Here is a 23,288-nt window from a genome sequence, read left to right as displayed (position 1 = left end):
GTTTAGATATCTGTTTGTATATATGTATTAATGACTATTTCTTTATACATATTTACTTTTAGCTATTTACATATACACGTTTACGTCTAGATATGTATAAGCATTTGCTTATACATATTAAGCCTCATATGTATTACACTTATTCGTCTAGATCTCGCTCACGGCCCTCTTCAGGCTTCATCAATGGGAAGAAGATAACATCGCGAATTGATGCACTATCTGTCAAGAACATGACTAAGCGGTCAATGCCAATACCCAAACCTGCAGTTGGGGGCAAACCATATTCCAAGGCATTCACAAAGTCCTCGTCCATTTGATGGGCTGCCTCATCGCCTAGCTCACGCTCGCGCATTTGTTGTTCAAATCGCCGTCTTTGATCAAAGGGATCATTGAGTTCCGAAAAGCCATTAGCTAATTCGCGACCAAAAATATAGGCTTCAAAACGATCAGTCAACCAAGGTTTTTCACGACTTTGTTTAGCTAATGGTGAAATTTCCATAGGAAGGCCTGTAATAATCGTTGGCTGAATCAAATTCCCCTCGGCTACGGTTTCAAAACAAGCATTCATAATTTTGCCGATGCCATCATGCTCGGCGTATTCTGCATGTAAACGATCTGCTAAAGCACGTGCATCATCTAAGGTTTCCACCTCATCAAAATCTTCACCAGAATAGGTTTTAATCGCCTCTACCATGGTCATACGCTGCCAAGGTTTATTGAACTCAATCGGCACGCCCTGATACATAATCTTAGTGCCGCCAGTAATAACCTTCGCACAATGACCTACTAAATCCTCTAATTGCTGAATCATATCATTATAATCAGCATAGGCCTGATACGTTTCTACCATAGTAAATTCTGGATAGTGACTTTTGTCGATGCCCTCATTGCGAAAATTGCGGTTAATTTCAAAGACCCTATCAAAGCCCCCTACTACAAGGCGTTTTAAATATAATTCAGGAGAAATGCGCAAATACACATCCATGTCATGTGCATTATGATGCGTAATAAAAGGCCGCGCTACAGCACCACCATATAAATTTTGCATCATAGGCGTTTCCACTTCCATAAAATTGCGCTGCAATAGCCATTCGCGAATAGTAGCAATAATTTGGGCACGCTTTTTAAACACTTCACGCACTTGCGGATTCATAATAATATCCACATAGCGATGACGATATTTAAACTCTGCATTTTTAAGGCCATGCCACTTATCTGGCAAGGGGCGCAATGATTTAGTGAGCATTTCCACATGAGTAGTGCGAACACTAATTTCCCCTTTGTCCGTTTTAAATACAGTGCCATTTACACCGATAATATCGCCCACATCTAATAAGTCTAGCAAGCTGTTCTCTAGCTCAGACACCTCATCAATGCGCGCAAAAATCTGAATATCGCCCGTTGTGTCGCGCAAAGTTAAAAATATAGTTTTACCATGGTCACGCTTAGCCATAATACGACCCGCTACAGCCACATTAGAGTCTTTTAAACTATCGTAATTAGCCATTATATCCTTGGCATAATGAGTCCAATTAAACTTATCGCCATAAGGATATATATCTAGCTCATATAAGCGTTGTACTTTTCCATGCGCCCCAAGGTAGGCGATAAATTACTATCTCCTATATCTCCTAAGGATGGAAATGTATCTAAATCATCAAATAAATCCATAGAAAGGCCTCCTCACTAATTACCAGCATCTGCATCACTAATGTACTGTTGGTCTTTAAGATGGGCTAAAAATGCTTTTACTAATTTCGTCTTTTGGCCACCTTTATGGGTGTACACTTGCTGTGACTTCATCAGCTCACTACTCCGCAGTGGCACATATTGTACAAGGCCCTTCACCCACTCCGGGATGGAGCCTGATATAATCGCCAATTCTCCACTTTGCATCACTGTATCAAGAACAAACATGAGAGAATTACTACTTAACACACAAGAAATATCTAACTCTCTTTCACGGCAAGAGCGCAACAATGGATTTTCTAAATCAGCCATGACGGCTACTTTTTGTCCATTCAACTGAGCCAATTGCATTTCCTTGCGATTTTGAAGCAAGGCGTGATTCTTTGGCCCAATCACCGCAAGCTTGCGCATGCCAGTTCCTTCAAAGGTATATAAATGCTTATGTGGCGGCACTGTTGGCGTTATGATGACATTAATAAGGCCTCGCTCCAACGATTCCGTAAGAAATTTCATATCATTAAAAATAACTTTCCAACGGCCCTTCGGATTTTCTTTTTTAAAATCGTTAATGTAATCATTCACAATGCACGCCAATTCAGGGGTGGCACCAACAATAACCGTATCTGCTTCTTCGGAAGCACTCTTGCGCACTTCCTTGCGCAATAATTCTTCTTGGTTCAATAAATGCTTAATTCGTCGATATAGCAAATCGCCTGCCTTAGTGAGCTCAATATGGCGACTCCCTTGTCGCGTCTTAATTAATTGCACACCATAATACGCCTCTAGATTTTTAATCTGCAAACTTAAGGCAGGCTGTGCAATATTTAGTTGACGCGCTGCTTCACTAATAGTATACGACTCAGCAACACATACATAATTTCTACAAACTTCAAAATCCATAGAAATCGTCCTTTCCAATATATATTATTCGTCCTTCATAACATAGGCTAATGCTCTTATTTTACCATCAATTTCTTTAAAATGAACACCCTGAATTTCTCCAGTAAAGCCTGGCAATTCATTAAACGTATCTTCTAGGACTTTAAAATAAGCAATAACATTGTCATTCCAGCGTTCCCCAGGACCAATAGTAATAATTCCTGGAGGATATGGTAAGGCCCCTTCTAAGGCAATGCGCCCTTTCACTTCATCGAGGGTCACCATTTCATAATTGCCTCCAATGAACGCCTGTGTCGCAGCCTGTGCCGTAATGGCTACTTCAGGGAAATACTCTTCTCTAAATAAACGTTTTTGCAACGTATTTACTTTATGTTTTTTATAAAAATCATGCATTTCTTGACAAAGTTGGCGAATCGTATATCCGCGATAGTGCTCTTCATATTGATAGTAAATCTTAGGCAATACATCCTTCATTGGCACATCTTCATCAATGCAGCGTTCAAAGCGAACCATTAAGGACACGAGATTATTCATCATAGTCTCTGAATCAGCTGGTGTTAACAAGAATAAAATGGAATTTAAATCGCATTTTTCTGGCGTAAGGCCATGGTCTTGTAAATAATGAGATAATACTGATGCAGGGATGCCAAAGTCCTCATAGTCTCCCGTTTGACCATCAATACCTGGAGTGTACACTAAGAGTTTACATGGATCGACTAAGTATTGATTCTTTTCATAGCCTTTAAATTGATGCCAAGACGCCTCTGGGTCAATTGAAAAGAACTCTTTGTTCTCTGCAATTTCCTCTGTCGTATACGTATCCCATTCGCGACCATTTACAATGTCTGGCACAAAGGATTTCAAATAATGACAATGTTGCTTAATCGCCTTTCTCGCATAAATGCCGAGCTTCACTGTATCTGCCCACATTTTACGGCCTAAAGGACCTTCGTGAATTTTAGCATTCACATCAAGGGAGGCAAATAAAGGATAGCAAGGCGAAGTAGACGCTTGAAGCATAAAGGCATTATTAAAGCAATCATCGTTACAATAGCGCGCCTGTCCCTTAATATGGCTATCTTTTTTATGTATTTGAGAGGTCTGAGAAAAACCAGCCAATTGCTTATGTACAGACTGTGTCACAAAAATCCCTGGGTCATTAGGGCCTAATTCCAATAACATAGGGCTGCAATCGCGCATCATAGGAATGAATTGCTCATACCCTACCCACGCAGAGTCAAATAAGATATAGTCACATAAATGGCCAATGCGGTCCACTACTTGGCGGGCATTGTAAATCGTACCATCATAGGTGCCTAGCTGAATTAAGGCCACTCTAAATGGGCGCTCTGCCTCGGCTTTATGAGGTGCCACCTTAGCAATGCGCTCCCGCAAATAGGATTCTTCGAAGCAATGATAATCTACGCCACCAATAAAGCCAAACGGATTGCGTGATGTTTCTACATACACGGGAGTCGCCCCTGATTGTACTAAAGCGCCATGGTACAAAGATTTATGATTGTTTCGGTCAAATAGCACTACATCGCCAGGCTTGATTAGGGCATTACATACCACTTTATTAGCCGAAGACGTACCATTTAACACAAAATAGGTAAAGTCTGCATTAAATACTTCCGCTGCATGCTTTTCCGCATCATAAGGAAACCCCTCATGGATGAGCATATCCCCCATTTTTACATCAGACGAGCTCATATCTGAGCGGAATAAAGGCTCTCCAAACCAATCATAGAAATAGCGACCTGCTGGATGCTTTCTAAAGAAACTGCCCCCATGATGACCTGGTGTAGCCAAGGACATGTGACCAGATTCTACATATTTTACTAATTCCTTAAAAAATGGTGGTAAAATCCGCGCTTCATAGGCTACAATGGCATCTTCAATTTGACGACTAAAAGTTAAGCGCTCAAATTGATTCACATCAATAATATGTACACCTTGTGTTAATAGGTGTAGCGGAATCTCTACTTCCGCCTGTGTGCGCACAATAAAAGTAGGTATTCCCAATAAAGTGTCAAATAGGAGTGGTAATTTTTCTAATTCCTGGTCAGTTACTACTACCGCGCCAACGGCTGTAAAATCTGGCTCCACTTGATTTAAAATTGTATCTAAATTTTCCTGTGGTCGATGACTTTCTATAGTAAAATATTGTACAGCTTCAGTACTGCAAGCTATGCTTAATGAATTCATATATATAACCTCCTCGTCCTTACCTGGTGTACTAAATAAGTATTTTATTCTCTACATACAAGTATAACCAATTAGAGACGTATAAAACATATGTAATTCCACTAAAGTTGTCCATAAATTATAAAAAATTCTAGGAAGTACGAAATATCTTACCGCGCCTAGACATAAAAAACTCAATACCTATAAACAACCAAGACTTATAAAAGTACAAAGGTCCTCAGTATCTCTAGAAGTACCAAAGCCTAACATCTTATAGACGCCAAAAAGACCTCAAGCCTTATACGGGCTTGAGGTCTTTCTCATATATTAAATTCACTGCTCACTGATATATCGTATAGGCGTACAGACATTATGTCTGTACATATATCCTTTTCTCGGCTTAGCCTTGCAAGCGCCCTACATACCCCTTAGCTGCTTCATTTAATCGATTAGCTTCAATCCCCAAAGTACCATACGTTACAAAAGGTGCGAGCCAAGTAAGACCTACCATATGGCAAGTCGCTTTAAATGGTGCCAACAATTCCTCTACAGTCATTTTATATTTACCAGTAGCCAAATACTCCTGTTCTTGCGCCCCTGTAGATGTGGCAATGAGCAATTCTTTACCATGTAATGCTGTACCTGTGGAGCCATAGGCCCAGCCATATTGTAATACATCATCTTCCCATTGCTTTAATAAGGAGGGACTAGAATACCAATACATAGGAAATTGTAGTACGATACGGTCAGTTGCTTCTAAAGCCTTTTGCTCAGCCCCTACATCAATTACACCATCTGGGTATAATTCATATACCTTGCGTACTTCAATAGAAGCCCCTTTAGCCGCTTCTGCAAGTGCTTTATTTACAATAGAATCATTAAAATTAGGGTGAAATAAAAATACTGTTGTTTTCATAATAAACTCTTCTTCCTTTAAGATAAAATGCTCTACCTAGTTCTACTCGCTATAAAATAATTGCCCCACAATTATTTTAAGTTGCGATTCACAAAATCTCTCATTTCAGCCAAGGATTGAACTGAATCATCCATGTCTGGCAATAAAAGGGCAAAGTCATGAGGCATGCCAGGATATACGGTTAAGCTTACTAATACACCATCGCTAGTCGCTTTAGCAGCTAACGCTTCATTTTCTGTCACAAAGAGTTCATTTCCACCAGTTTGAATGAGCATTGGTGGCAAGCCCGTTAAATCAGCATAAATAGGGGATAAACGAGCGTCTTTTAAATCTAACTTACCTGCGTATACTGGCTCTTTAACGGCCCCATTTAGCGGTGTGCCAAGCCCCAACACTTGGTCCTTGCTGTCATTATAAGTGCGAGATGTATTGTCCTTATGCTCAAAATCAGCCCATGGAGAAGCCAATAATAACACACCTGGTTGTGGTAAATTATGCTCTTTTAAATACAAGGACAATTCTAATGCCAAATTGCCACCAGCGGAATCCCCCATGACAATTAAGTGATTAGGATTAATGCCCTTAGCCAATAAGCCTTTATAAGCGCCTACTGCATCTTCTAAGGCCGCAGGATATACATAGTCTGGTGCTAAGCGATAATCTACACTATACACATAATTAGCTTTTACCAAAGAGCCTACTTTCATAGCCAATACGCGATGAGCCTGAGACATGCCAGCCACATAGCCACCACCATGAAGCTGTAGGATAACTCGATCGGATTCACCTTCGGTGAGTTCGCCAAGTTTCAAAGAATAATGCTCCACTTTAACGCCATTTAAATATTCAACGCTTTGCTCCCAATTATCTAGGCCTTTAAATTTGCTGACCTGTGCACTTGGATTCGTAAAGAATTGCTCCATTTCGGTACTAATGTAAGTCTGCTTTGGCTCGCCTTGTAGAATTAATCCCTGTGAGGGCAAAGTAAATGATGCAGCTAGCGATGAAGATACTAGACACAAGGCAGTAAAAGCTGTTATCGCTACCGTTTTAAACCAAATTTTGTTACGTTTCATCGTCTCTCTCCTTATAATTAACTTAATCTTAAAATTATTAAAATTTATATTACAGCTCAAAAGCTGTCCCTTATAACCTCTTTAGTTCCAATTGTGATTACAGTTTTGAAACCACTACCTAGCGCCCATTACTTTATGCGGAATATATGGCTCTTCTAGATACTGCACATCTTCCTCAGTGAGATGCACTGTAAGAGCATTCACCGCATCATCTAAATAGGCTTCCTTGGTAGGCCCAATAATCGGTGCCACCACACCCTTATGCCACTGCCACGCCAAGGCAATACCCGTGCGCGTTGTATTATACTTCTCCGCTAATTCACCTACGAGATCAACTATAATCTTATCACTAGCTACAGTCGAATCATATTTAGCCTTCGCAATTTTATCTACTTCAGCCCGTTTAGTCGTCGCCGTCCAATCACGGCTTAAGCGCCCTGCTGCAAGTGGACTATATGGTGTTAAACCTACGCCCATGTCCTTACAAAGAGGAATCATTTCACGCTCTTCTTCTCGGTATAAAAGATTGTAATGATTTTGCATAGCCACAAATTGAACCCAACCATGTTTCTCCGCTACATATTGCGCTTTCTGGAATTGCCAAGCATACATAGCGCTAGCTCCAATATAGCGCACCTTACCAGCAGTTACTAAATCATTTAAAGCACGCATAGTTTCTTCAATTGGCGTATTATAATCCCAGCGATGGATATACAGTAAGTCAATATAGTCCGTACCTAAACGACGCAAACTTTGCTCCACTTCATACATGATTTCCTTGCGCGATAAACCACTGCTATTAGGGCGGTCAGGACGCATTTGAAAAAATACCTTTGTAGCCAATACTATATCTTCACGACGAGCAAAATCCTTTAATGCACGCCCTACAATCTCCTCACTGGCGCCATTACTATATGTATTAGCAGTGTCAAAGAAATTAATGCCTAAGTCAATAGCATGCTTCATTACCTTTCGCGCATCGGCTTCTTCTAATACCCATTTAAACTGCTCAAATGATGGGTCGCCATAACTCATGCAGCCTAAGGCTAGTTTTGACACATCAAGACCAGTGCGACCTAATTTAACGTATTCCATATTGAGACTCCTTTACAAAAATATAGATATTCTTATGAGTCGAAATTTCTAATTAATCTAATAAGCTTGTGCCATAGGAGTTATCTATCGCACAGAGCCACTTGCCATCGATCTTTCGATACACATAAGTAGCTCTTCGATCCATGGAGAATTCCGAATCAGATTTTTTATCCGCTGCTAGTAAGGTTTGGGATAAAACGAGCACAGTATCGCCTGCTTCAATCATTTGCATCTTGCCTTGTGTAGGGACAATACTATTATTGAAATACGCTGCGATTTTAATAAAGGCGGCTTTAATTGCTTCCTTACCTTTTACCTCTAAACCAGGCTTTACTACTAACACAGCATCATCTGTATAAAACTCCATCAAATCATCAAAACGTTCTTCTTTTATAGCTGCATCTGCGGCGGCAATTAATTGCTTGATTTCTTCATTCATTGTTTAACCTCATTTCAGTTCATATAAAGAATAATACCTATTATCGTTTCTAGTGTTTATTTATTTTTTCACTCTTATTTTTATTCTACCATATGTATCCCTAAATGTATCAAAATAAAAAGCTGTAGCCTTAGGCAACTCCTAAGGCTACAGCTTTTATATTTACTTTAAAACAGAATCCACGGCCGGACACTATTCTTATTTTTTCACTACCACGCGTTGGCTAATATCTTCTTTTTCTTTGGCTTCTGGCTCAGCTACAATACCACCAAATGGCATTTGTGCATCAAGCACCCAATTGCTTGGGAGGTTAAATAGCTTTTGTACTGCTTCATTAATTACTGGATTGTAATGCTGTAATGAAGCGCCTACACCCATTTCACGAAGTCCTTCCCATACGGAGATTTGAAGCATAGCGGCTGATTGCGCTGCCCAATGAGGGAAACGGTCTGCATAAATAGGGAATTGACCTTGTAGTTTTTCTACCGTTGGTTGATCTACAAAGTAAAGCACTGTACCATAGCCAGCTTTGAAGCTGTCAATTTTTTCACGTGCTACCTTGCCTTCAAATACATCATAAATCGTATCCCAAAGAGCATCATGTTGTTCACCTAATGCAACAACTACGCGTGAGCTCTTCATATTAAAAGAATCAGGCACTAATTCTGTTGCTTGTTCTACAAATTTCACGATGTCTTCCACACTTACAGGAATTTCTTTATTAATATTGTAATATGTGCGGCGTGCTTGTAAAGTTTCTAAAGTTTTCATACTATATCCTCCTAAAACATCTGATACTATGTTTAATCAATTTGATTATCTTTAATCACTTTAAACTTGTCTTTATTGTTATTACAAGTTATATTATACGCCCTATTTCGAAATATTTCAATATAAAAATCTAATTAATACAATCTAGTAAAGCTAAAGACTATTTTTATAAAATGTAAGCTACAAAAAAGAGCTATAGGGCCAGAAGTATACACCTTCGCTCTCTATAGCTCTTCATTCATTGTATTATTTTATAGCCTATGCATTACGCATCTTTTTTGCTAAAGCTCTTCTTTAATAATGCTAAGCCCACTACTAATACAACACATACAACCTTAAAGATCAAAGTTGTTGTATCAGTAAAGTAATCTCTAACATAATGGTCAGCGTGAATCATTTCGCCGCCAATCCAACCTAAAATACCGCCACCAAAGTAAAGGATAACAGGATATTTGTCGATTAGACTAACGAAAATACGGCTACCCCAAATAATAAGGGGTACTGTTACTAAAATACCAACGAGCACCAAGCCCATATGACCTTGTGCCGCGCCTACAACACCAATAACATTATCGATACTCATGATGCCGTCAGCAATGATAATTGTCATAATGGCACCACTTAGATTACTCTTAGCCTCGATATTGTGCTCTCCACCAGAATCAGCCATAAGCTTAAAGCCAATCCAGAGTAATAATATACCACCCACTAGGTGAAGACCCGGTATATTGTTAATCGCTTCCACGAATAAAAATGCCAAGATAAGGCGTAAGCCAATGGCCCCAGCAGTCCCCCAGAAAATAGCTTGCTTTCTATGATTTGGCTCTAAATTCTTAGCAGCCATACCAATTACAATCGCATTATCACCGGCTAATAAAATGTCAATAACAATGATTTTAAATAATGCAAGCAAACCTGCTACTGTAAACAGTTCCAATTATGCATAACCTCCAAAAGTTTAACTAAAAACCACATAAACTTATTAAAAACTAACTTAAATGCACAAAACCTCTATCGAAGAAGAGAATTTATGCTACTTACTTATTATATCTAAAAGTTTCTAACTAATCAATTAATTATTTGTAAAATATTTTGCTTTATCATTAGAAAAATTTCGCCCTATCAAGTATAATGAAGTTTCTGTGATATTCTTTACTATAGCGTTTAAATTCAATATGACACTAACAATATAAGCAGATTTTAAGTATAATAAATAAAGAGTTTGTTCAAAAAGGAGTGTATATGGAACCTACATTTACATTAACAAGCAAAATTATTCGCTTTATTAGGCTCAGTATTCCCATTATCATTACGCAGTTTTCCTTAATGGCAGGGGCCTTTATTTCTATATTATTAACAGGGCAATATAGCACCGTTCATCTAGCCGGTATTTCCGTAGGCTATAATATTTGGATTTCCATGTTCTACGGTACCATGGGCGTTTTACTAGGTATTTCCCCGATTCTAGGACAATTGCTAGGCGCTAAAAAGAAGGATACCATTCCCGCCATCGTGGGCAATGGGCTCTACTTGGCTACGGTCTTAGGTCTAGGCCTCGTTGCCTTAGGCATAATTGGCTTAAAACCTGTGCTTAGTCTCTTAGATTTAGAGCCAGCAGCCTATGACATATCTATAAAATACATGTCCTTCATCGGCGTGGCTATCGTGCCTCTCATGTGGAGCTGTATTTTGCGTAATACCGTAGATTCTCATGGCTATACGCATTATTCCATGACAGTTATCTTCACTAGCTTCTTGCTCAATGTGTTCTTAAACTATGGTTTAATTCTCGGCCACTTCGGCTTCCCTGCCATGGGTGGCGTCGGTGCGGGTATCGCTACAGCTATTTGCTCCTGGTACAATGTACTGGCCTATACAGTTATTTTAACTAATGCCAAAGCCTTTAAGGGCTATCAATTTTTCAAAAACCTAGGTCGCCCTATTCGCGTCTATATTTTAGATCAAATAAAACTAGGCGTACCTATTGGCTTTGCTATTTTCTGTGAAATGAGTATTTTTAGCTTAGCAGCACTACTGATGGCCTATTATGGAACCAATATCATTGCTGCCCACCAAGCGGCTATTAGCTTTACAAATCTCTTTTACGGTTTTCCTTTAAGCATTAGCATTGCCTGCACCATTGCCGTATCCTACGAGGTAGGTGCTAAACGCTATAAAGATGCGCGAACCTATGCTTATATAGCACGTATTATGGCAATCATGATTGCCATGCTCATCTGCTCCTACACCTTTACGCATTTGCGTGAAATTTCCGGTTACTACACAACGGACCCATCTATGATTCAGCTGATTGGTAGCTTCCTCTCCTATGCGGTATTCTTCTCCGTTATCGATGCCTTTGGAACTCCTCTACAAGGCGTATTGCGTGGCTATAAGGACGTTAAAATCGTATCAGCTATTGCCATCTCCTGCTATTGGGGTGTGAGCATTCCTGTAGTGGCCCTCTTCACCTATGTATTTAATTATGGACCTTATGGTATTTGGGTGGGCCTCTTAAGTAGCGTAGCGGCAGCAGGCGTTCTCTACACCTGGCGCACTTGGTACATTCAATACCGCCGCTATAAAATATAATGCCCAAATACAATTAATATCTTACTATACTTAAAGCCCCTCATGCTAGTATATACTAGCATGAGGGGCTTTTTATTGGATTTTTAGCCTTTATCAGGTATTAATGGCTGATCAAACTTAATGTCTAATCGATACGCCTTCACCTCATCTTGGGCAGATTCCTGTAAAGAACCTACCATAGGCAAGGTCTGCGCCAATGGCGTTACTTTAATAGGCTGAGTCAATTGCAGAGATTCATTGTATTTATTGATTAATTGCTTTTTCTGTTCTAATAGGTCTTTTTGAGCTGAACCTGTTAATTCTCGCCCCTCTTTATACAGGTAGTAAATCTGTATATGATTGCCAGTTAAAACGAAAAAAGTAGAATTCAACGGAACAGTGTCAACAAGTAAAAGTAGGACTCTCTTTAATTCATCTATACTAGTGATTTCAATATCAACAGTTAAGGCTCGTAAAAAACTAGCCTTACCACCTAATTCACTGTCACCAAAATAAGCAATCGGTGCCAATACTCTATGTGCCTGTCCCACTTGACTCGTCAGCGCCTCTAAGTCATCCGCAATAGCTACATGATTGACAGCCTTACCATTGGCATCTTTAAATACTAAAATCCCCAAAGGCTTTCCATCAGTACCATCTAAAGTACCTAACACGCCTTCAGGAAATATATGTCTATAAAATTCCTGTGCACTTATCTCATCATAACTTAAATTTTCTACATAGTTAGCTAACTCTTGTTGTGTAACTAATGAAGCCATAGAATACTCCTTATATGGTGAATAAAAAATAAATTATATCTCTACCTTTATATTATATAACAAATCTACAGCTTTAATTAAATAATCATGATTTGTTTTCTATGATTGTTTTCTATAATTATTTTCTATGATCTAAGCTATATATTTATGCATTTCCCTATGATAGTATATAATAATACACAATATATCTTTACTAGCTAATTATCTTTCTTATAATTCAATTTTTTCCTTATAACCCAATTATTTTCCTTGTAAATCAATTATTTCCCCTATAATTCAACTTTTTTGCCTACAAGCTAATTATTTTTCCCTATAAGGAGACGCTATGACAACAACTCAACCAACCCGCAAACTGCCTTTTGCCTCCGATTATATGGAAGGCGCACATCCTGCTATTTTAGAAAGACTTGTAACAACGAATCTTGAGCAAAGCCCTGGTTATGGCTTAGATGCTTATTCTGATGCGGCTAAAGAAAAAATTAAAATGGCCTGCAATGTGCCTGATGGGGCCGTATTTTTCCTCGTCGGTGGCACACAAACAAATGCCTTAGTTATCAAAAGCCTATTAGCCAGTTATGAAGGTGTTCTAGCTGCCACCACTGGACATATTAGCACCCATGAAGCGGGTGCCATTGAGCTAGGTGGCCACAAAGTATTAACTTTACCTCACGAATATGGTAAAATCTCTTCCGCCCAGATTAAAAAGACTATGGACGAATATATGGCAGACGAGAATCATGACCATGTAGTTAAGCCCGGCCTAGTTTATATTTCACAACCCACTGAATATGGCACATTATATTCTTTAGAAGAGTTGACTGCCATCCACGAAGTATGCCAAGCATATAAACTTAAGCTCTACATAGATGGAGCTCGCTTAGCCTATGCCTTAGGCTGTGCTGAAAATGATGTAAGTTTAGAAGATTTAGGTCGCCTCTGTGATGCCTTTTATATTGGTGGCACAAAATGTGGCACGCTCTTTGGGGAAGCCCTCGTTTTCACTAAGCCTAATATGGTGCCACATTTCTTTACTATTATTAAACAGAATGGGGCCCTTCTTGCTAAAGGCCGCCTCTTAGGCTTACAATTTGATACTTTATTTACCAATCATTTGTATCAAATTATCGGTGACCATGGTATTGCTATGGCTGAAAAAATCAAAGCAGCCCTAAAAGCCAAAGGATACACCTTAGCCTTTCCATCCCCTACTAATCAGATTTTTGTTACCCTCACTAATGAGCAATACGAAACCCTATCAGCTCAATGTGCTCTAAGCTGCTGGGAGCGTGTCGATGAAAATCACCTCATAATCCGCCTTGCCACTAGTTGGGCTACAAGAATAGAGGATGTAGATAAGTTAATTGCCCTTTTATAAAATAAAGTTTTAGAATAAAATACATCTAATACAATAGAATTCTAAAATAAAATAGAACAAAACCAATCTACTCTTAAAATAAACAATACAATAGAGCACTAAAATAAACTACACCTAATACAATGTTGTTATAGAATAAAATAGACCTAATAAAAAAACTGCTGTGAAACTTTTGTTTCACAGCAGTTTTCTTTATTATATGAAGTTATATAAGGCTACGCTTCATGAGTATCTTAAAGTAGCGTTTCCCTGTACTTTTAGCACAATTCACACATTGGCTCAAGTCATTCTCATAGCACAGCTTACATGCAACGCAAAGTATACGTTTAACGCTGCACATACTTTTAAAGTATGCCTGGCCTCTTAGCCTTATTCTTAATCTTAGCGAGTTGCTAATAAAGCTTCTAATTTAGCTAAACGTTCGTTTAACGCAACATTTTCTGCTTTAACAGCATCTACTTCGTTAGCTTTAGCTTTTAATGCATCAATGTCTGCACCTTGTTTTTCTAAAGCAGATACTAATTCAGCTTTAGATAAGCCTTGATATGGAGAAGAGTCGCCAAAGCGGAAGGATAAACCTGCATTGTACATGTTTTCAGAATTGCCTACTGCCGTAGCAAAGCTGAACATTAAGTTTTCATTTGGACGATAGAATGCACCAAGAGCAGCCGCTTGTTGGTTTTTGTACGCACCAAAGCCAGCAGCGAATGTCAATTTGGAATCATCATCAAAATCTAATGGGTGTAAGCCTGCTAACGCAGCGGCACCAGCACCAATTTTATTTACACGAGTACCTAATTTGTCCACGCGATTACTCAAGCCAGAAATAGCAGAACCTTGATTATTCACACGATCAGTTAGGTCAGAAATATTATTTGCATTTTCAGTTACGCGGCCGTCAAGGTCATTAATTTGATTAGTATGCTCTTCAATGATTTTACCTTGATTTTCTACATCAGTTTTAATATTGCTAATTTCTGTAGTATTAGTATTGCCATTAGTTACTAAGCCACCAATAGTTGATTCAATAGTAGTCACACGGCCATCTAATGCCTCTACTTTCCCATCAACTAAAGTCAAACGATTGTCTACAGATTTAAGCTGTGCTACGTTTACTGCGTCAGTATCAACACTACCGGCTGCTACATTAACAATTTGACGAGTTTGGTCATCATTACCAACAGAAATAGCACTTAAAGAGCCTTTTACAGTTGCTACTACCTTAGTTTTGTCACCATCAGTTGCTTTATCTGATGCATATACTTGTGTTGTTACAGGAGTGGAGACTTTTTTAGGATGATACGCAACAAATTCCCCTAAAGTAGGTGCTTCACTTGTAGTAACTGCTGGCGTACCTTCAAAAATTAAGCCATTGCGCTTTACTACAGAATAGCTACCTAATGCCACGCCATCAGCTACTTCATTAGCCACTGTACTCATACCCAAAGCAAGGGATCTAGAGTTAGCTGTAGCATCAGTACCTAATGCAATACTTTGTAAACCAGTATTAGTATTTAAACCAATAGCGATACCTTCTCTACCAAGGCTTGCTTTCGCATTATGGCCAATAACAACACTATCCATAGTTCTTGCATCGACAGTGTTGCCAATGCCTACAGAATTCATGCCATGAGTTACATCACTGCCAAGACCAATACCATGATTAGTTGCCCCTTCAATAGCCTGTACGCGATTACCAATGGAAATATTTTCAAGTCGAATATTACTATATCGAGTATCTTTTGGCATTGTATACACATCATTACCAATAGCAATACCACGATCATCTGCAACCGCTGTATTACCAATCGCTACAGAACCTTCTTGAGCCGTAGCATTATTACCAACCGCTACAGAATCCTCTTGAGCCGTAGACCCCTCACCGTATTGAACAGCTTCTGCTTGTACTGCTGTAACAGCACTAATTGCCAATAAACTGGACAATACTAAACTTTTTAACACATCACCTTTAATACGTTTCATAATCTTCCACCTTTTTCACAACACAACTAACATCACTAATTTTAATTTATAAATTATTTATCTTAATCAATATATAATCAAGAAAAATTTATTGTACTTCCCCCATACAATATTTACGCATTAAAAGCCGTAGTTATAGTATTTCCCTGATGTATCATAATTTTTTCACTTGATAACTAACACATTTTATCACATTTAGTGATGATAATTATAAATTAAAATTGTTATACTTTTATAATTATATTAATGAGGACTAACTATGTCAAGTATAAGCAATATGTCCCATAGAACAAAAAAAAGGTTTAAAACTAAATTGTTTTAAACCTTTTTGTGCTATGTACTAAATATTTAATTAACGTGCGGAAATTAATGCTTCTAATTTTTCTAAACGAGCACTTAACGCCGCATTTTCAGCCTTCACAGATGCTACTTCAGCAGCCTGTGTTTTAAGCTGTTCGCCTTGTTTTTCTAGTTCTGATACAAGCTGCGCTTTACTTAATCCCTGATAAGGAGAGGAATCCCCAAAGCGGAAGGATAAGCCTGCATTGTACATGTTATCAGAATTGCCTACTGCCGTAGCGAAGCTAAACATTAAGTTTTCATTTGGACGATAGAAAGCCCCCAATGCAGCTGCTTGCTCATTTTTATAAGCACCAAAACCAGCGGCAAAAGTAAGTTTAGAATCATCTTCAAAGTCCAATGGATGTAAGCCAGCTAAGGCCGCTGCACCAGCACCAACTTTATTGATTTGTTTTCCTAAATGGTCCACTCTTGTATTTAAACCAGAAATAGCCGTATTTTGATTATTCATACGATCATTTAAGTCAATAATATCATTGGTATTATTGGTTACACGACCATCCAAATCGTTGATGGAATTAGTATTGTCTGTTACGCGATCATCTAAGTCTTTGATTTGATCAGTATGTTCATCTATAGTTTCACCTTGACTTGCAACAGTCTCTTTAAGGTCGCTAATATCAGCTGCATTACCGGAGCCTGACACTTGAATAGCTTGAATTTGATTTTCTACGGAATCAACGCGATCTCCTAGGGAATCAATTCGGCCAGATAATTCAGTATTAACAGCAGTCAAACGATTATCCACCGATTTTAACTGCGCCACATTGACCGCATCAGAAGCCGCTGAACCAGCGGCTACATTCGTAATTTGTCGAGTTGCATTAGAGTTACCAACGGAAACCGCGCCTAATGAACCTTTTACAGTGCTTGTAATCGCTTTTTTATCAGCATCACTAGCCGCATCATCTGCATACACCACTTTAGTCGAGGCTGTAGTAGTACTTGCAGTAGTCACCGAAGTGGACATGGTGCCACGAGAAACTATGGAATTAGTACCTAAAGCAACGGAATAGTCATTATTTGCTATTGCATTATAACCTAAGGCTACACCATAACGTGTAGTTTTTGCATTAGTCCCCAAGGATGTACCTAATAAACCACTCTCAGAATTAGCACCCACTGCTACACCGCTATCCCCAGCAGTGGCATTAGCTTTCGCATTATAACCAATTGCTACACTATAAATACTAGCAGCTGTAGTGTCTTTGCCAATAGCTACGGCATAGGAACCATATGTTACATCACTGCCAATACCAACGGAATACTTATTGGCCGGCGAAATAGCCCATACACGATTACCAATGGATACATTCTCTGTATGAGCACTTACATTATTTCCGTCATTTTGAGTTCCATTATATACATCATTACCAATAGCAATACCATTATCGCTGGCATTAGCGGTAGACCCTAATTGAACGTCTTCGGCCTGCACCCCTGTAGCCACACTCGCTACCATCAAAGCCGACAATACTAAAGATTTTAACAGTCTCTTCTCACTCTGTTTCATACGTCACACCTTCATTAACACAATGCTACTTTTACACCAAGAGTACATAACACTTTATCACTGCTTCATAGTCACACCATTTACACCCTATGAAGCTCCAATCCTAAACACAATCAATAAAGTACCATAAACTCTAGCTTTTAATTTTTCTCGTCACTATTTCAAAATTGTTGATATCAATAATTCCGATATGTTTTATAAAATAAACTTCATGCATGATTTAAAATTATATGAATCATACGTAATCTCGTCAAGTATTTTTATCAAAGTTTTTAATGAGGTTTTATAACGTAAACAAGAAATTTAACTCTTCGTTAATCGCCTTAATGAGTTTTTAATTAATACGTTAAAAACTATTCATGAACAAACGATTATATACCTTTTGTTTTATGTCCAAGCAGTTTAAACAAATAAAAATAAGCTGTATATCATCTAAAATTTAAATATATTTTTATACTACAAAATGAATTCACTTCCTAACCAATTCATCAAAATTTTTTTAAAAATATGAGTTCAACATGAAATAGAATGTTTTTATCAAGTTTGATGATATTCATAAAATATTTTTATTCTTCAACACCTCAATCACAAAACATTATTCAACAACAAACTCTATGGCTCCAGCCCCTCCATAATAACTCCCAGAGAATAAACTTATATAAAACAGACTCCACTCTATAAAAAAGCACTCTCATCTATACAAAAAAAGACAGGCTCTTCAAGAACCTGTCTTCTATTCATCTTATAGTATTATGTCAACTATCTTCAGCTAACTCATCTAGCTTCAACTATCTTTAACTAGCCTTAACTAGCCTTAACTAGCCTTAACTATCTTCAACTAGAGAATAGCTTTTATCGATCAAGGCTTTAACTATATCTAAGAGACTCTCTTTATGTAGTAAAATAGTCAACCAATGTTTCTTATTCATATGATAAGCCGGAAAAAAGTTCTTCCCATCTACATAAGCCTCTACATCCTCAGGACTGACCTTTACATTGATAATATTAGCTTCACCACGCCCTTCAAGGCCTAACGAGGCAAACGGAATATTCATATACACAGCATACCATTTTTTACTTTTCTCAGTCTTAAATGTTAAATACTGAGGATATTTCTGCCACGGCGCTTCAGGCTCCGTGCCATACTGCGCCACCATATAATCTAAGATATATTTCTTTGTATTTTTAAAATCAAAGCACTGGTCTAATATATGCTGAACTAACACTTCTACTTCATGGCGTACAGCTGTAACAAATGGCCCATCACTGCTCGGTATATCCAGTAAAGTATAAGCTTCCTCAGTACTCGTATCTATGAGTTGAACTTCCATTGTGGCATAAGTAAACTCCACAATAGCTCTAAACGCACCTGAAGCGATGAGCTGAGAATATGCAAACGCACCACTAGTTTGCACTTCACAACCAAGCGCTATGGCTTTCTTTTCATTTAACTCATAATTTGCTAATTGCTCATTAAAAAACACAATCTCGCCTTCAATCTAACTATAAGCATATAACTACCAAAACTATGCGATTATCTAGCTAATTTTATTACTTCCCTAAGAACTCGCGCATCTGCTGCGTGCCTGCATCGTCTTGTTGTTTCCAGGTTAGCGCTACCACTGTAATCTTTTGGTCTTTAATAGCCATTACGTCAGTGCGTGTTTCTTCCGGAATAAATACTAAGCGACCACCAATCCAGTAGTATTTACGACCTTTACGGTCTTCTCGTTCATCAATAATATCAGAATAATGCTGCATGCCTTGATCTAAAATTTCCACTTGGTCCCAGCCGATAGGGCCTTCTTTAGAGAAATTCATATTAAGCAAGCCTTTATATTGTTCCTCACCATATACGCGGTCTACAAATTCCGCAATGAACGGCATGATTTCAGCACTGCGCTCTGAACTATAGCGTTCCATAGATACAGCGAGGGCTGGCACTTTATAAAACATAGCCTCCATAGCTGCACTCACAGTACCAGAATATAAAGCATCAGAGCCTAAATTGAATCCATCATTTACACCAGATACAACTAAATCTGGCATATCATCTTTTAATAAATGATAAAGTGCCAATTTCATACAATCTGTAGGCGTTCCTGATACAGCAATACATTGAGGATTTGCCTCTGGGTCGCGCGTCACCTTACAAGTACGAACTGGATCCTGTATAGTAATAGCATGCGATTTTGCGCTTTGCTCTCTATCAGGAGCTACAATAGTAACGCGGTGGTGCTTAGCCAACTCCGCTGCTAGCTCACGAAGACCTTTAGCGCGAAATCCATCATCATTAGTTAATAAAATATGCATGGCAAAACTTCCTTTCTTTGGAACATGTCTATACATAATAAAAATTTATATAAGCAGACTACTTCTATAATAACATTAAATATCTATAACTATAACAAACTCTATGCTTTCTTCGCAATACTAAGAAGAAAATCTATACGTAAATTTTTAGTAAAACACCTTATATTTAATGAATAAAACCTCCTACACTCTTCGAGCAAAGAGCCCTATACTCAGGTACTAGCGCTCCCTATAGAGCCCTTATATTCAATTACTATCACTCTCTATAGAACTCCTATATTCAAGCACTAAAAGATTATATAAGCTTATATAAGCTTATATAATCCTATAAATCCTATATAATCCTATATAAACACAGAAAGTGCCTTAAAAGGCACTTTCTAAGTTAATCGTATATGATATTTTCTGTCACTAATTACTCAGCATCTTGCTCTGTTTTCTTAACTTTATCAGTTTTCACATTGCCCATACGCGTTAAACTCACTTCACCTAAGGCAACGCCACGGGTATGCTCTGTATGAGCCCATACTTTATCATGGCGATTTAGGTAACCCAAGAAAGTCACCGGTACCCAACTATACATAAAGATTGGATACACCAAGTAGTAGAGCCACACTTTTTTCGGCACTTTAATACTGCCTAATACGATAAATGGGAACAAGTATTGACCAATACCAATAATAGTCCACACCGTTACTGGCAATATTTGATAAATAATATTCGTATAAATAGGCACATACGCGTTGATATAAGTCATAATCAAATACGCCGTCGATACTAGTAAGAAGTAAGGCTGGCTAATTTGAATAATCCCGTCTAAAATGCGGATATTCCCTTGCTTAATTCCTTCAACAAACAATTTAGGAATATAGCGTTCACCACAATCAAAATGGCCTTGCGCCCAACGTTTGCGCTGGCGCCAAGACTGCATAAAGCCCAATGGTTTCTCATCATACACAATGGCATCATGCGCCCAAGTGGTGCGCACACCATGAATGAGGAGCTTCATGGAGAATTCCATATCTTCGGTCAAGCAATTACAGTCCCAACCATAAGTTTTAATAATATCTGTGCGGATGCACATGCCCGTGCCACCTAAAGCAGTGGATAAACCAATATTATATTTAGCCAAATGCCACAAGTGATTTACCATCCAGAAAGCAATAGCAAATGTGCCTGCTACCCAAGTATCAGTTGGGTTCTTCGCATTTAAATAGCCCTGAATTACCGGTTCACCTAGCTCTAAATGGTGGTTCATTTCAAGCAAAAAGTTAGGATGTACTAAATTGTCCGCATCAAAAATAACGAAAGCATCGTAAGTGCGATCCATCTCATAAATGCGATTAAACATCCATCCCATGGCATAGCCCTTGCCCACTTCCTCATGATTCTCTCGCTCATATACAGTGGCTCCTGCCCGTTCGGCAACAGCTTTTGTATTATCCGTGCAATTATCGGCTACGACAAAGATATCATAGAGTTCGTCTGGATAATCTAAAATCTTTAAATTCTCCACCAACTGACCAACAACAGCTTCTTCATTATGAGCACAAACAATAATGGCAAATGAGTTCTTAGGCGTATAATTCTTTTTTTCTTTCCTTCGCCACATTCCCGCTACAGCGAGTACAAAGTAGTACAAAGTGTAAAACACGATGATTACCTGTAGGGGAATCATGATCAGGTCAAGAATATAATCCATTTACGTCCTTCACCTCTCACTGTCTTACTGTATTAATAATTGTATTGCAAATGCCAAATACGGCGTATAAAGCAAAAACTAACACTGGCCAAGCATGCCAATCCCAAACCAATACGGCTACACCTAGTACAGCAGTAATCACTAGGGCTACTGCATTGGTACGATCTGCACCTTTGCCTTTAAAGTCTGGATGATGCACACGGCTTACCATTAAATAGCCCACCACTACCATTAGCACCATAAGTAACCATTGTGGCAATTGAATGCCAGATAGTACATAAGTAGCTGCCATACAGCCTGCTGCTGGAATCGGTAAACCTAAAAAATAGCCATGTACTTCTTCAGTCATAATATTAAAACGAGCTAAGCGAAAAGCACCAAGCACTGAAAAAGCTAATAATGGAATATAAGCAACCCAGCCCATATTTTGTAATTGATACATAAATAGCATATATGCCGGTGCCACCCCAAAGCCAACCACATCGGCCAAGGAGTCCAATTCGCGACCCATTGGGCCTGATACACCTAAGGCACGAGCCACACGGCCATCAAAGCCATCAGCAATTAAAGAAAATAACACGCAAAGCGCAGCACCAGTAAATTCCCCCTGTGCAGCTAAGGTTATGCCAATAACACCGAATGACAAATTAGCTGCTGTGAACAGATTAGGAAATATTGATTTATCCATTAGCTTGAATCCTCCCAACGATAGTTTCTCCGCCTCGCACTTTGTCACCTTTTTTAACAGTAATTTCTACTGATTTAGGAACAAATAATTCTGTGCAAGATCCGAATTTAATCATGCCATATAATTGGCCCTTCGTTAAGGTATTGCCAAGGTCAGTCCACGATATAATACGGCGGGCTAATAGTCCTGCGATTTGAGTCACTAAAATTTCAATTTTACCATTGTCAATGCCAATGGAGTGGCGTTCATTTTCATAGCCTACACTTTTTTTATAAGCTGGCAAGAAACCGCCACATGTATATTGTCGGAACGTAATTTTCCCTTCCATTGGTGCACGATTTACATGCACATCAAAAACGGATAGAAAAATTGTTACCTTTTTACATTCAGTATTTAAAAATAAATCTTCATATACTTCGCTTACATCCATAACCGTACCATCCGCTGGAGATACTAATAAATTAGGATCTGTGTTGATTTTACGTTCTGGATTTCTAAAAAAGAACAAGAAAAAGCAAGCGAGTATAAGAGGAATGATGGCTATGTAGGGCGACACAAAATATCCTACAATAATAGCCAATAGAAAGGTACCAATGATCAAAGGGTACCCATCTTTTACGATAATCCCTGTGGGCATTTCGCACCACCTCTCTATTTTTTTGCCTTCTTAACGGCCCACATAAACTTCGGTAAGGCCATCATACGCCCAATGCGCTGCGGTTGATTGGCTAAGCGATACAGCCATTCCAATCGATTCCGTTGCATCCACGCAGGCGCGCGTTTTACTGTACCTGCCATGACGTCAAACGATCCACCTAAGCCAATAGCTACCACGCCACTCAAATGATTGAGCTTAGTCGTAATCCACTTCTCCTGCTTAGGCACACCTAAGGCGACTAATACTAACTTAGCGCCCCCCTCTTCAATGGTC

Annotated in this window: 20 protein-coding genes; 2 read left to right on the top strand and 18 right to left on the bottom strand. The window is 38.7% G+C overall.

Annotated features, from left to right (window positions below):
• Positions 1 to 139: 139 nt before the first annotated feature.
• The 9 genes from lysS to QZR90_RS07650 all read right to left on the bottom strand — a co-directional run bounded on the left by lysS (position 140) and on the right by QZR90_RS07650 (position 10,010).
• Positions 140 to 1,609 (bottom strand): lysine--tRNA ligase, encoded by a 1,470-nt coding sequence (gene lysS / locus QZR90_RS07690; protein WP_295790488.1) that lies wholly within the window; start codon positions 1,607 to 1,609, stop codon positions 140 to 142.
• Positions 1,610 to 1,686: 77 nt separating this feature from the next.
• Positions 1,687 to 2,589, bottom strand: coding sequence for a LysR family transcriptional regulator (locus QZR90_RS07685; RefSeq protein ID WP_295790461.1), 903 nt, complete (start codon positions 2,587 to 2,589; stop codon positions 1,687 to 1,689).
• A 24-nt stretch (positions 2,590 to 2,613) separates the two neighbouring features.
• Positions 2,614 to 4,797 carry an ornithine decarboxylase gene (gene speC / locus QZR90_RS07680; protein WP_295790459.1) on the bottom strand — a complete coding sequence of 728 codons (2,184 nt, stop codon included), beginning with the start codon at positions 4,795 to 4,797 and terminating at the stop codon, positions 2,614 to 2,616.
• A 379-nt stretch (positions 4,798 to 5,176) separates the two neighbouring features.
• Positions 5,177 to 5,692, bottom strand: a complete 516-nt coding sequence (locus QZR90_RS07675; RefSeq protein WP_295790457.1) for an NAD(P)H-dependent oxidoreductase — start codon at positions 5,690 to 5,692, stop codon at positions 5,177 to 5,179.
• Between the two features lie 71 nt (positions 5,693 to 5,763).
• A complete protein-coding gene (locus QZR90_RS07670) occupies positions 5,764 to 6,768 on the bottom strand; it encodes an alpha/beta hydrolase (protein WP_295790455.1) in 1,005 nt (334 codons plus the stop codon).
• A gap of 114 nt (positions 6,769 to 6,882) precedes the next feature.
• The gene (locus QZR90_RS07665; protein ID WP_295790451.1) at positions 6,883 to 7,863 is read right to left on the bottom strand and encodes an aldo/keto reductase; all 981 of its coding nucleotides are present in this window, start codon (positions 7,861 to 7,863) and stop codon (positions 6,883 to 6,885) included.
• 52 nt (positions 7,864 to 7,915) lie between these two features.
• Positions 7,916 to 8,302, bottom strand: coding sequence for an SgcJ/EcaC family oxidoreductase (locus tag QZR90_RS07660; protein ID WP_295790450.1), 387 nt, complete (start codon positions 8,300 to 8,302; stop codon positions 7,916 to 7,918).
• Between the two features lie 198 nt (positions 8,303 to 8,500).
• Complete coding sequence (locus tag QZR90_RS07655; RefSeq protein WP_295790448.1) at positions 8,501 to 9,073, bottom strand: nitroreductase family protein; 573 nt, start codon at positions 9,071 to 9,073, stop codon at positions 8,501 to 8,503.
• Between the two features lie 265 nt (positions 9,074 to 9,338).
• Positions 9,339 to 10,010, bottom strand: coding sequence for a TerC family protein (locus tag QZR90_RS07650; protein ID WP_295790446.1), 672 nt, complete (start codon positions 10,008 to 10,010; stop codon positions 9,339 to 9,341).
• A gap of 305 nt (positions 10,011 to 10,315) precedes the next feature.
• Between QZR90_RS07650 and QZR90_RS07645 the strand changes: the two genes are divergently transcribed.
• Positions 10,316 to 11,665 (top strand): MATE family efflux transporter, encoded by a 1,350-nt coding sequence (locus tag QZR90_RS07645; RefSeq protein WP_295790444.1) that lies wholly within the window; start codon positions 10,316 to 10,318, stop codon positions 11,663 to 11,665.
• Between the two features lie 83 nt (positions 11,666 to 11,748).
• On the opposite strand, the gene QZR90_RS07640 is transcribed toward QZR90_RS07645, so the two are convergent.
• Positions 11,749 to 12,423 carry a hypothetical protein gene (locus tag QZR90_RS07640; protein WP_295790441.1) on the bottom strand — a complete coding sequence of 225 codons (675 nt, stop codon included), beginning with the start codon at positions 12,421 to 12,423 and terminating at the stop codon, positions 11,749 to 11,751.
• Between the two features lie 325 nt (positions 12,424 to 12,748).
• Between QZR90_RS07640 and QZR90_RS07635 the strand changes: the two genes are divergently transcribed.
• Positions 12,749 to 13,798 (top strand): low specificity L-threonine aldolase, encoded by a 1,050-nt coding sequence (locus QZR90_RS07635; RefSeq protein ID WP_295790439.1) that lies wholly within the window; start codon positions 12,749 to 12,751, stop codon positions 13,796 to 13,798.
• A 381-nt stretch (positions 13,799 to 14,179) separates the two neighbouring features.
• Here QZR90_RS07635 and QZR90_RS07630 read toward each other — a convergent pair whose 3' ends face one another.
• The 8 genes from QZR90_RS07630 to QZR90_RS07595 all read right to left on the bottom strand — a co-directional run.
• Complete coding sequence (locus QZR90_RS07630; RefSeq protein ID WP_295790437.1) at positions 14,180 to 15,781, bottom strand: YadA-like family protein; 1,602 nt, start codon at positions 15,779 to 15,781, stop codon at positions 14,180 to 14,182.
• Positions 15,782 to 16,133: 352 nt separating this feature from the next.
• Complete coding sequence (locus tag QZR90_RS07625) at positions 16,134 to 17,654, bottom strand: YadA-like family protein (RefSeq protein ID WP_295790434.1); 1,521 nt, start codon at positions 17,652 to 17,654, stop codon at positions 16,134 to 16,136.
• Between the two features lie 824 nt (positions 17,655 to 18,478).
• Positions 18,479 to 19,138, bottom strand: coding sequence for an MmcQ/YjbR family DNA-binding protein (locus tag QZR90_RS07620; RefSeq protein ID WP_295790432.1), 660 nt, complete (start codon positions 19,136 to 19,138; stop codon positions 18,479 to 18,481).
• Positions 19,139 to 19,205: 67 nt separating this feature from the next.
• Positions 19,206 to 19,967: a 5'/3'-nucleotidase SurE gene (gene surE / locus QZR90_RS07615; protein ID WP_295790430.1), complete on the bottom strand. Its 762-nt coding sequence runs from the start codon at positions 19,965 to 19,967 to the stop codon at positions 19,206 to 19,208.
• A gap of 415 nt (positions 19,968 to 20,382) precedes the next feature.
• The gene (locus QZR90_RS07610; protein WP_295790429.1) at positions 20,383 to 21,669 is read right to left on the bottom strand and encodes a glycosyltransferase family 2 protein; all 1,287 of its coding nucleotides are present in this window, start codon (positions 21,667 to 21,669) and stop codon (positions 20,383 to 20,385) included.
• Between the two features lie 16 nt (positions 21,670 to 21,685).
• On the bottom strand, positions 21,686 to 22,357 hold the full coding sequence (gene pssA, locus QZR90_RS07605; protein WP_295790426.1) for a CDP-diacylglycerol--serine O-phosphatidyltransferase: 672 nt from the start codon (positions 22,355 to 22,357) through the stop codon (positions 21,686 to 21,688).
• On the bottom strand, positions 22,350 to 22,994 hold the full coding sequence (locus QZR90_RS07600) for a phosphatidylserine decarboxylase family protein (RefSeq protein WP_295790425.1): 645 nt from the start codon (positions 22,992 to 22,994) through the stop codon (positions 22,350 to 22,352). Before QZR90_RS07600 ends, pssA begins: the two co-directional genes overlap by 8 nt.
• 14 nt (positions 22,995 to 23,008) lie before the next feature.
• On the bottom strand, positions 23,009 to 23,288 hold a 280-nt coding region (locus QZR90_RS07595; protein WP_295790423.1), incomplete at its 5' end, for a WecB/TagA/CpsF family glycosyltransferase.

It is taken from the genome of uncultured Veillonella sp. (assembly GCF_900545795.1).
In the GTDB taxonomy this organism is placed as follows: Bacteria; Bacillota; Negativicutes; order Veillonellales; family Veillonellaceae; genus Veillonella_A.
The sequence above is the reverse complement of the archived record's forward strand: the minus strand, read 5'-3'. Positions and strand labels throughout refer to the sequence as shown.

Bases quoted from the DNA above. Each gene is read 5' to 3' on its own strand.
- QZR90_RS07685 (WP_295790461.1), bottom strand. From the start codon at position 2,589: ATGGATTTTGAAGTTTGTAGAAATTATGTATGTGTTGCTGAGTCGTAT.
- speC (WP_295790459.1), bottom strand. From the start codon at position 4,797: ATGAATTCATTAAGCATAGCTTGCAGTACTGAAGCTGTACAATATTTT.
- QZR90_RS07675 (WP_295790457.1), bottom strand. From the start codon at position 5,692: ATGAAAACAACAGTATTTTTATTTCACCCTAATTTTAATGATTCTATT.
- QZR90_RS07670 (WP_295790455.1), bottom strand. From the start codon at position 6,768: ATGAAACGTAACAAAATTTGGTTTAAAACGGTAGCGATAACAGCTTTT.
- QZR90_RS07665 (WP_295790451.1), bottom strand. From the start codon at position 7,863: ATGGAATACGTTAAATTAGGTCGCACTGGTCTTGATGTGTCAAAACTA.
- QZR90_RS07660 (WP_295790450.1), bottom strand. From the start codon at position 8,302: ATGAATGAAGAAATCAAGCAATTAATTGCCGCCGCAGATGCAGCTATA.
- QZR90_RS07655 (WP_295790448.1), bottom strand. From the start codon at position 9,073: ATGAAAACTTTAGAAACTTTACAAGCACGCCGCACATATTACAATATT.
- QZR90_RS07645 (WP_295790444.1), top strand. From the start codon at position 10,316: ATGGAACCTACATTTACATTAACAAGCAAAATTATTCGCTTTATTAGG.
- QZR90_RS07640 (WP_295790441.1), bottom strand. From the start codon at position 12,423: ATGGCTTCATTAGTTACACAACAAGAGTTAGCTAACTATGTAGAAAAT.
- QZR90_RS07635 (WP_295790439.1), top strand. From the start codon at position 12,749: ATGACAACAACTCAACCAACCCGCAAACTGCCTTTTGCCTCCGATTAT.
- QZR90_RS07630 (WP_295790437.1), bottom strand. From the start codon at position 15,781: ATGAAACGTATTAAAGGTGATGTGTTAAAAAGTTTAGTATTGTCCAGT.
- QZR90_RS07625 (WP_295790434.1), bottom strand. From the start codon at position 17,654: ATGAAACAGAGTGAGAAGAGACTGTTAAAATCTTTAGTATTGTCGGCT.
- surE (WP_295790430.1), bottom strand. From the start codon at position 19,967: ATGCATATTTTATTAACTAATGATGATGGATTTCGCGCTAAAGGTCTT.
- QZR90_RS07610 (WP_295790429.1), bottom strand. From the start codon at position 21,669: ATGGATTATATTCTTGACCTGATCATGATTCCCCTACAGGTAATCATC.
- pssA (WP_295790426.1), bottom strand. From the start codon at position 22,357: ATGGATAAATCAATATTTCCTAATCTGTTCACAGCAGCTAATTTGTCA.
- QZR90_RS07600 (WP_295790425.1), bottom strand. From the start codon at position 22,994: ATGCCCACAGGGATTATCGTAAAAGATGGGTACCCTTTGATCATTGGT.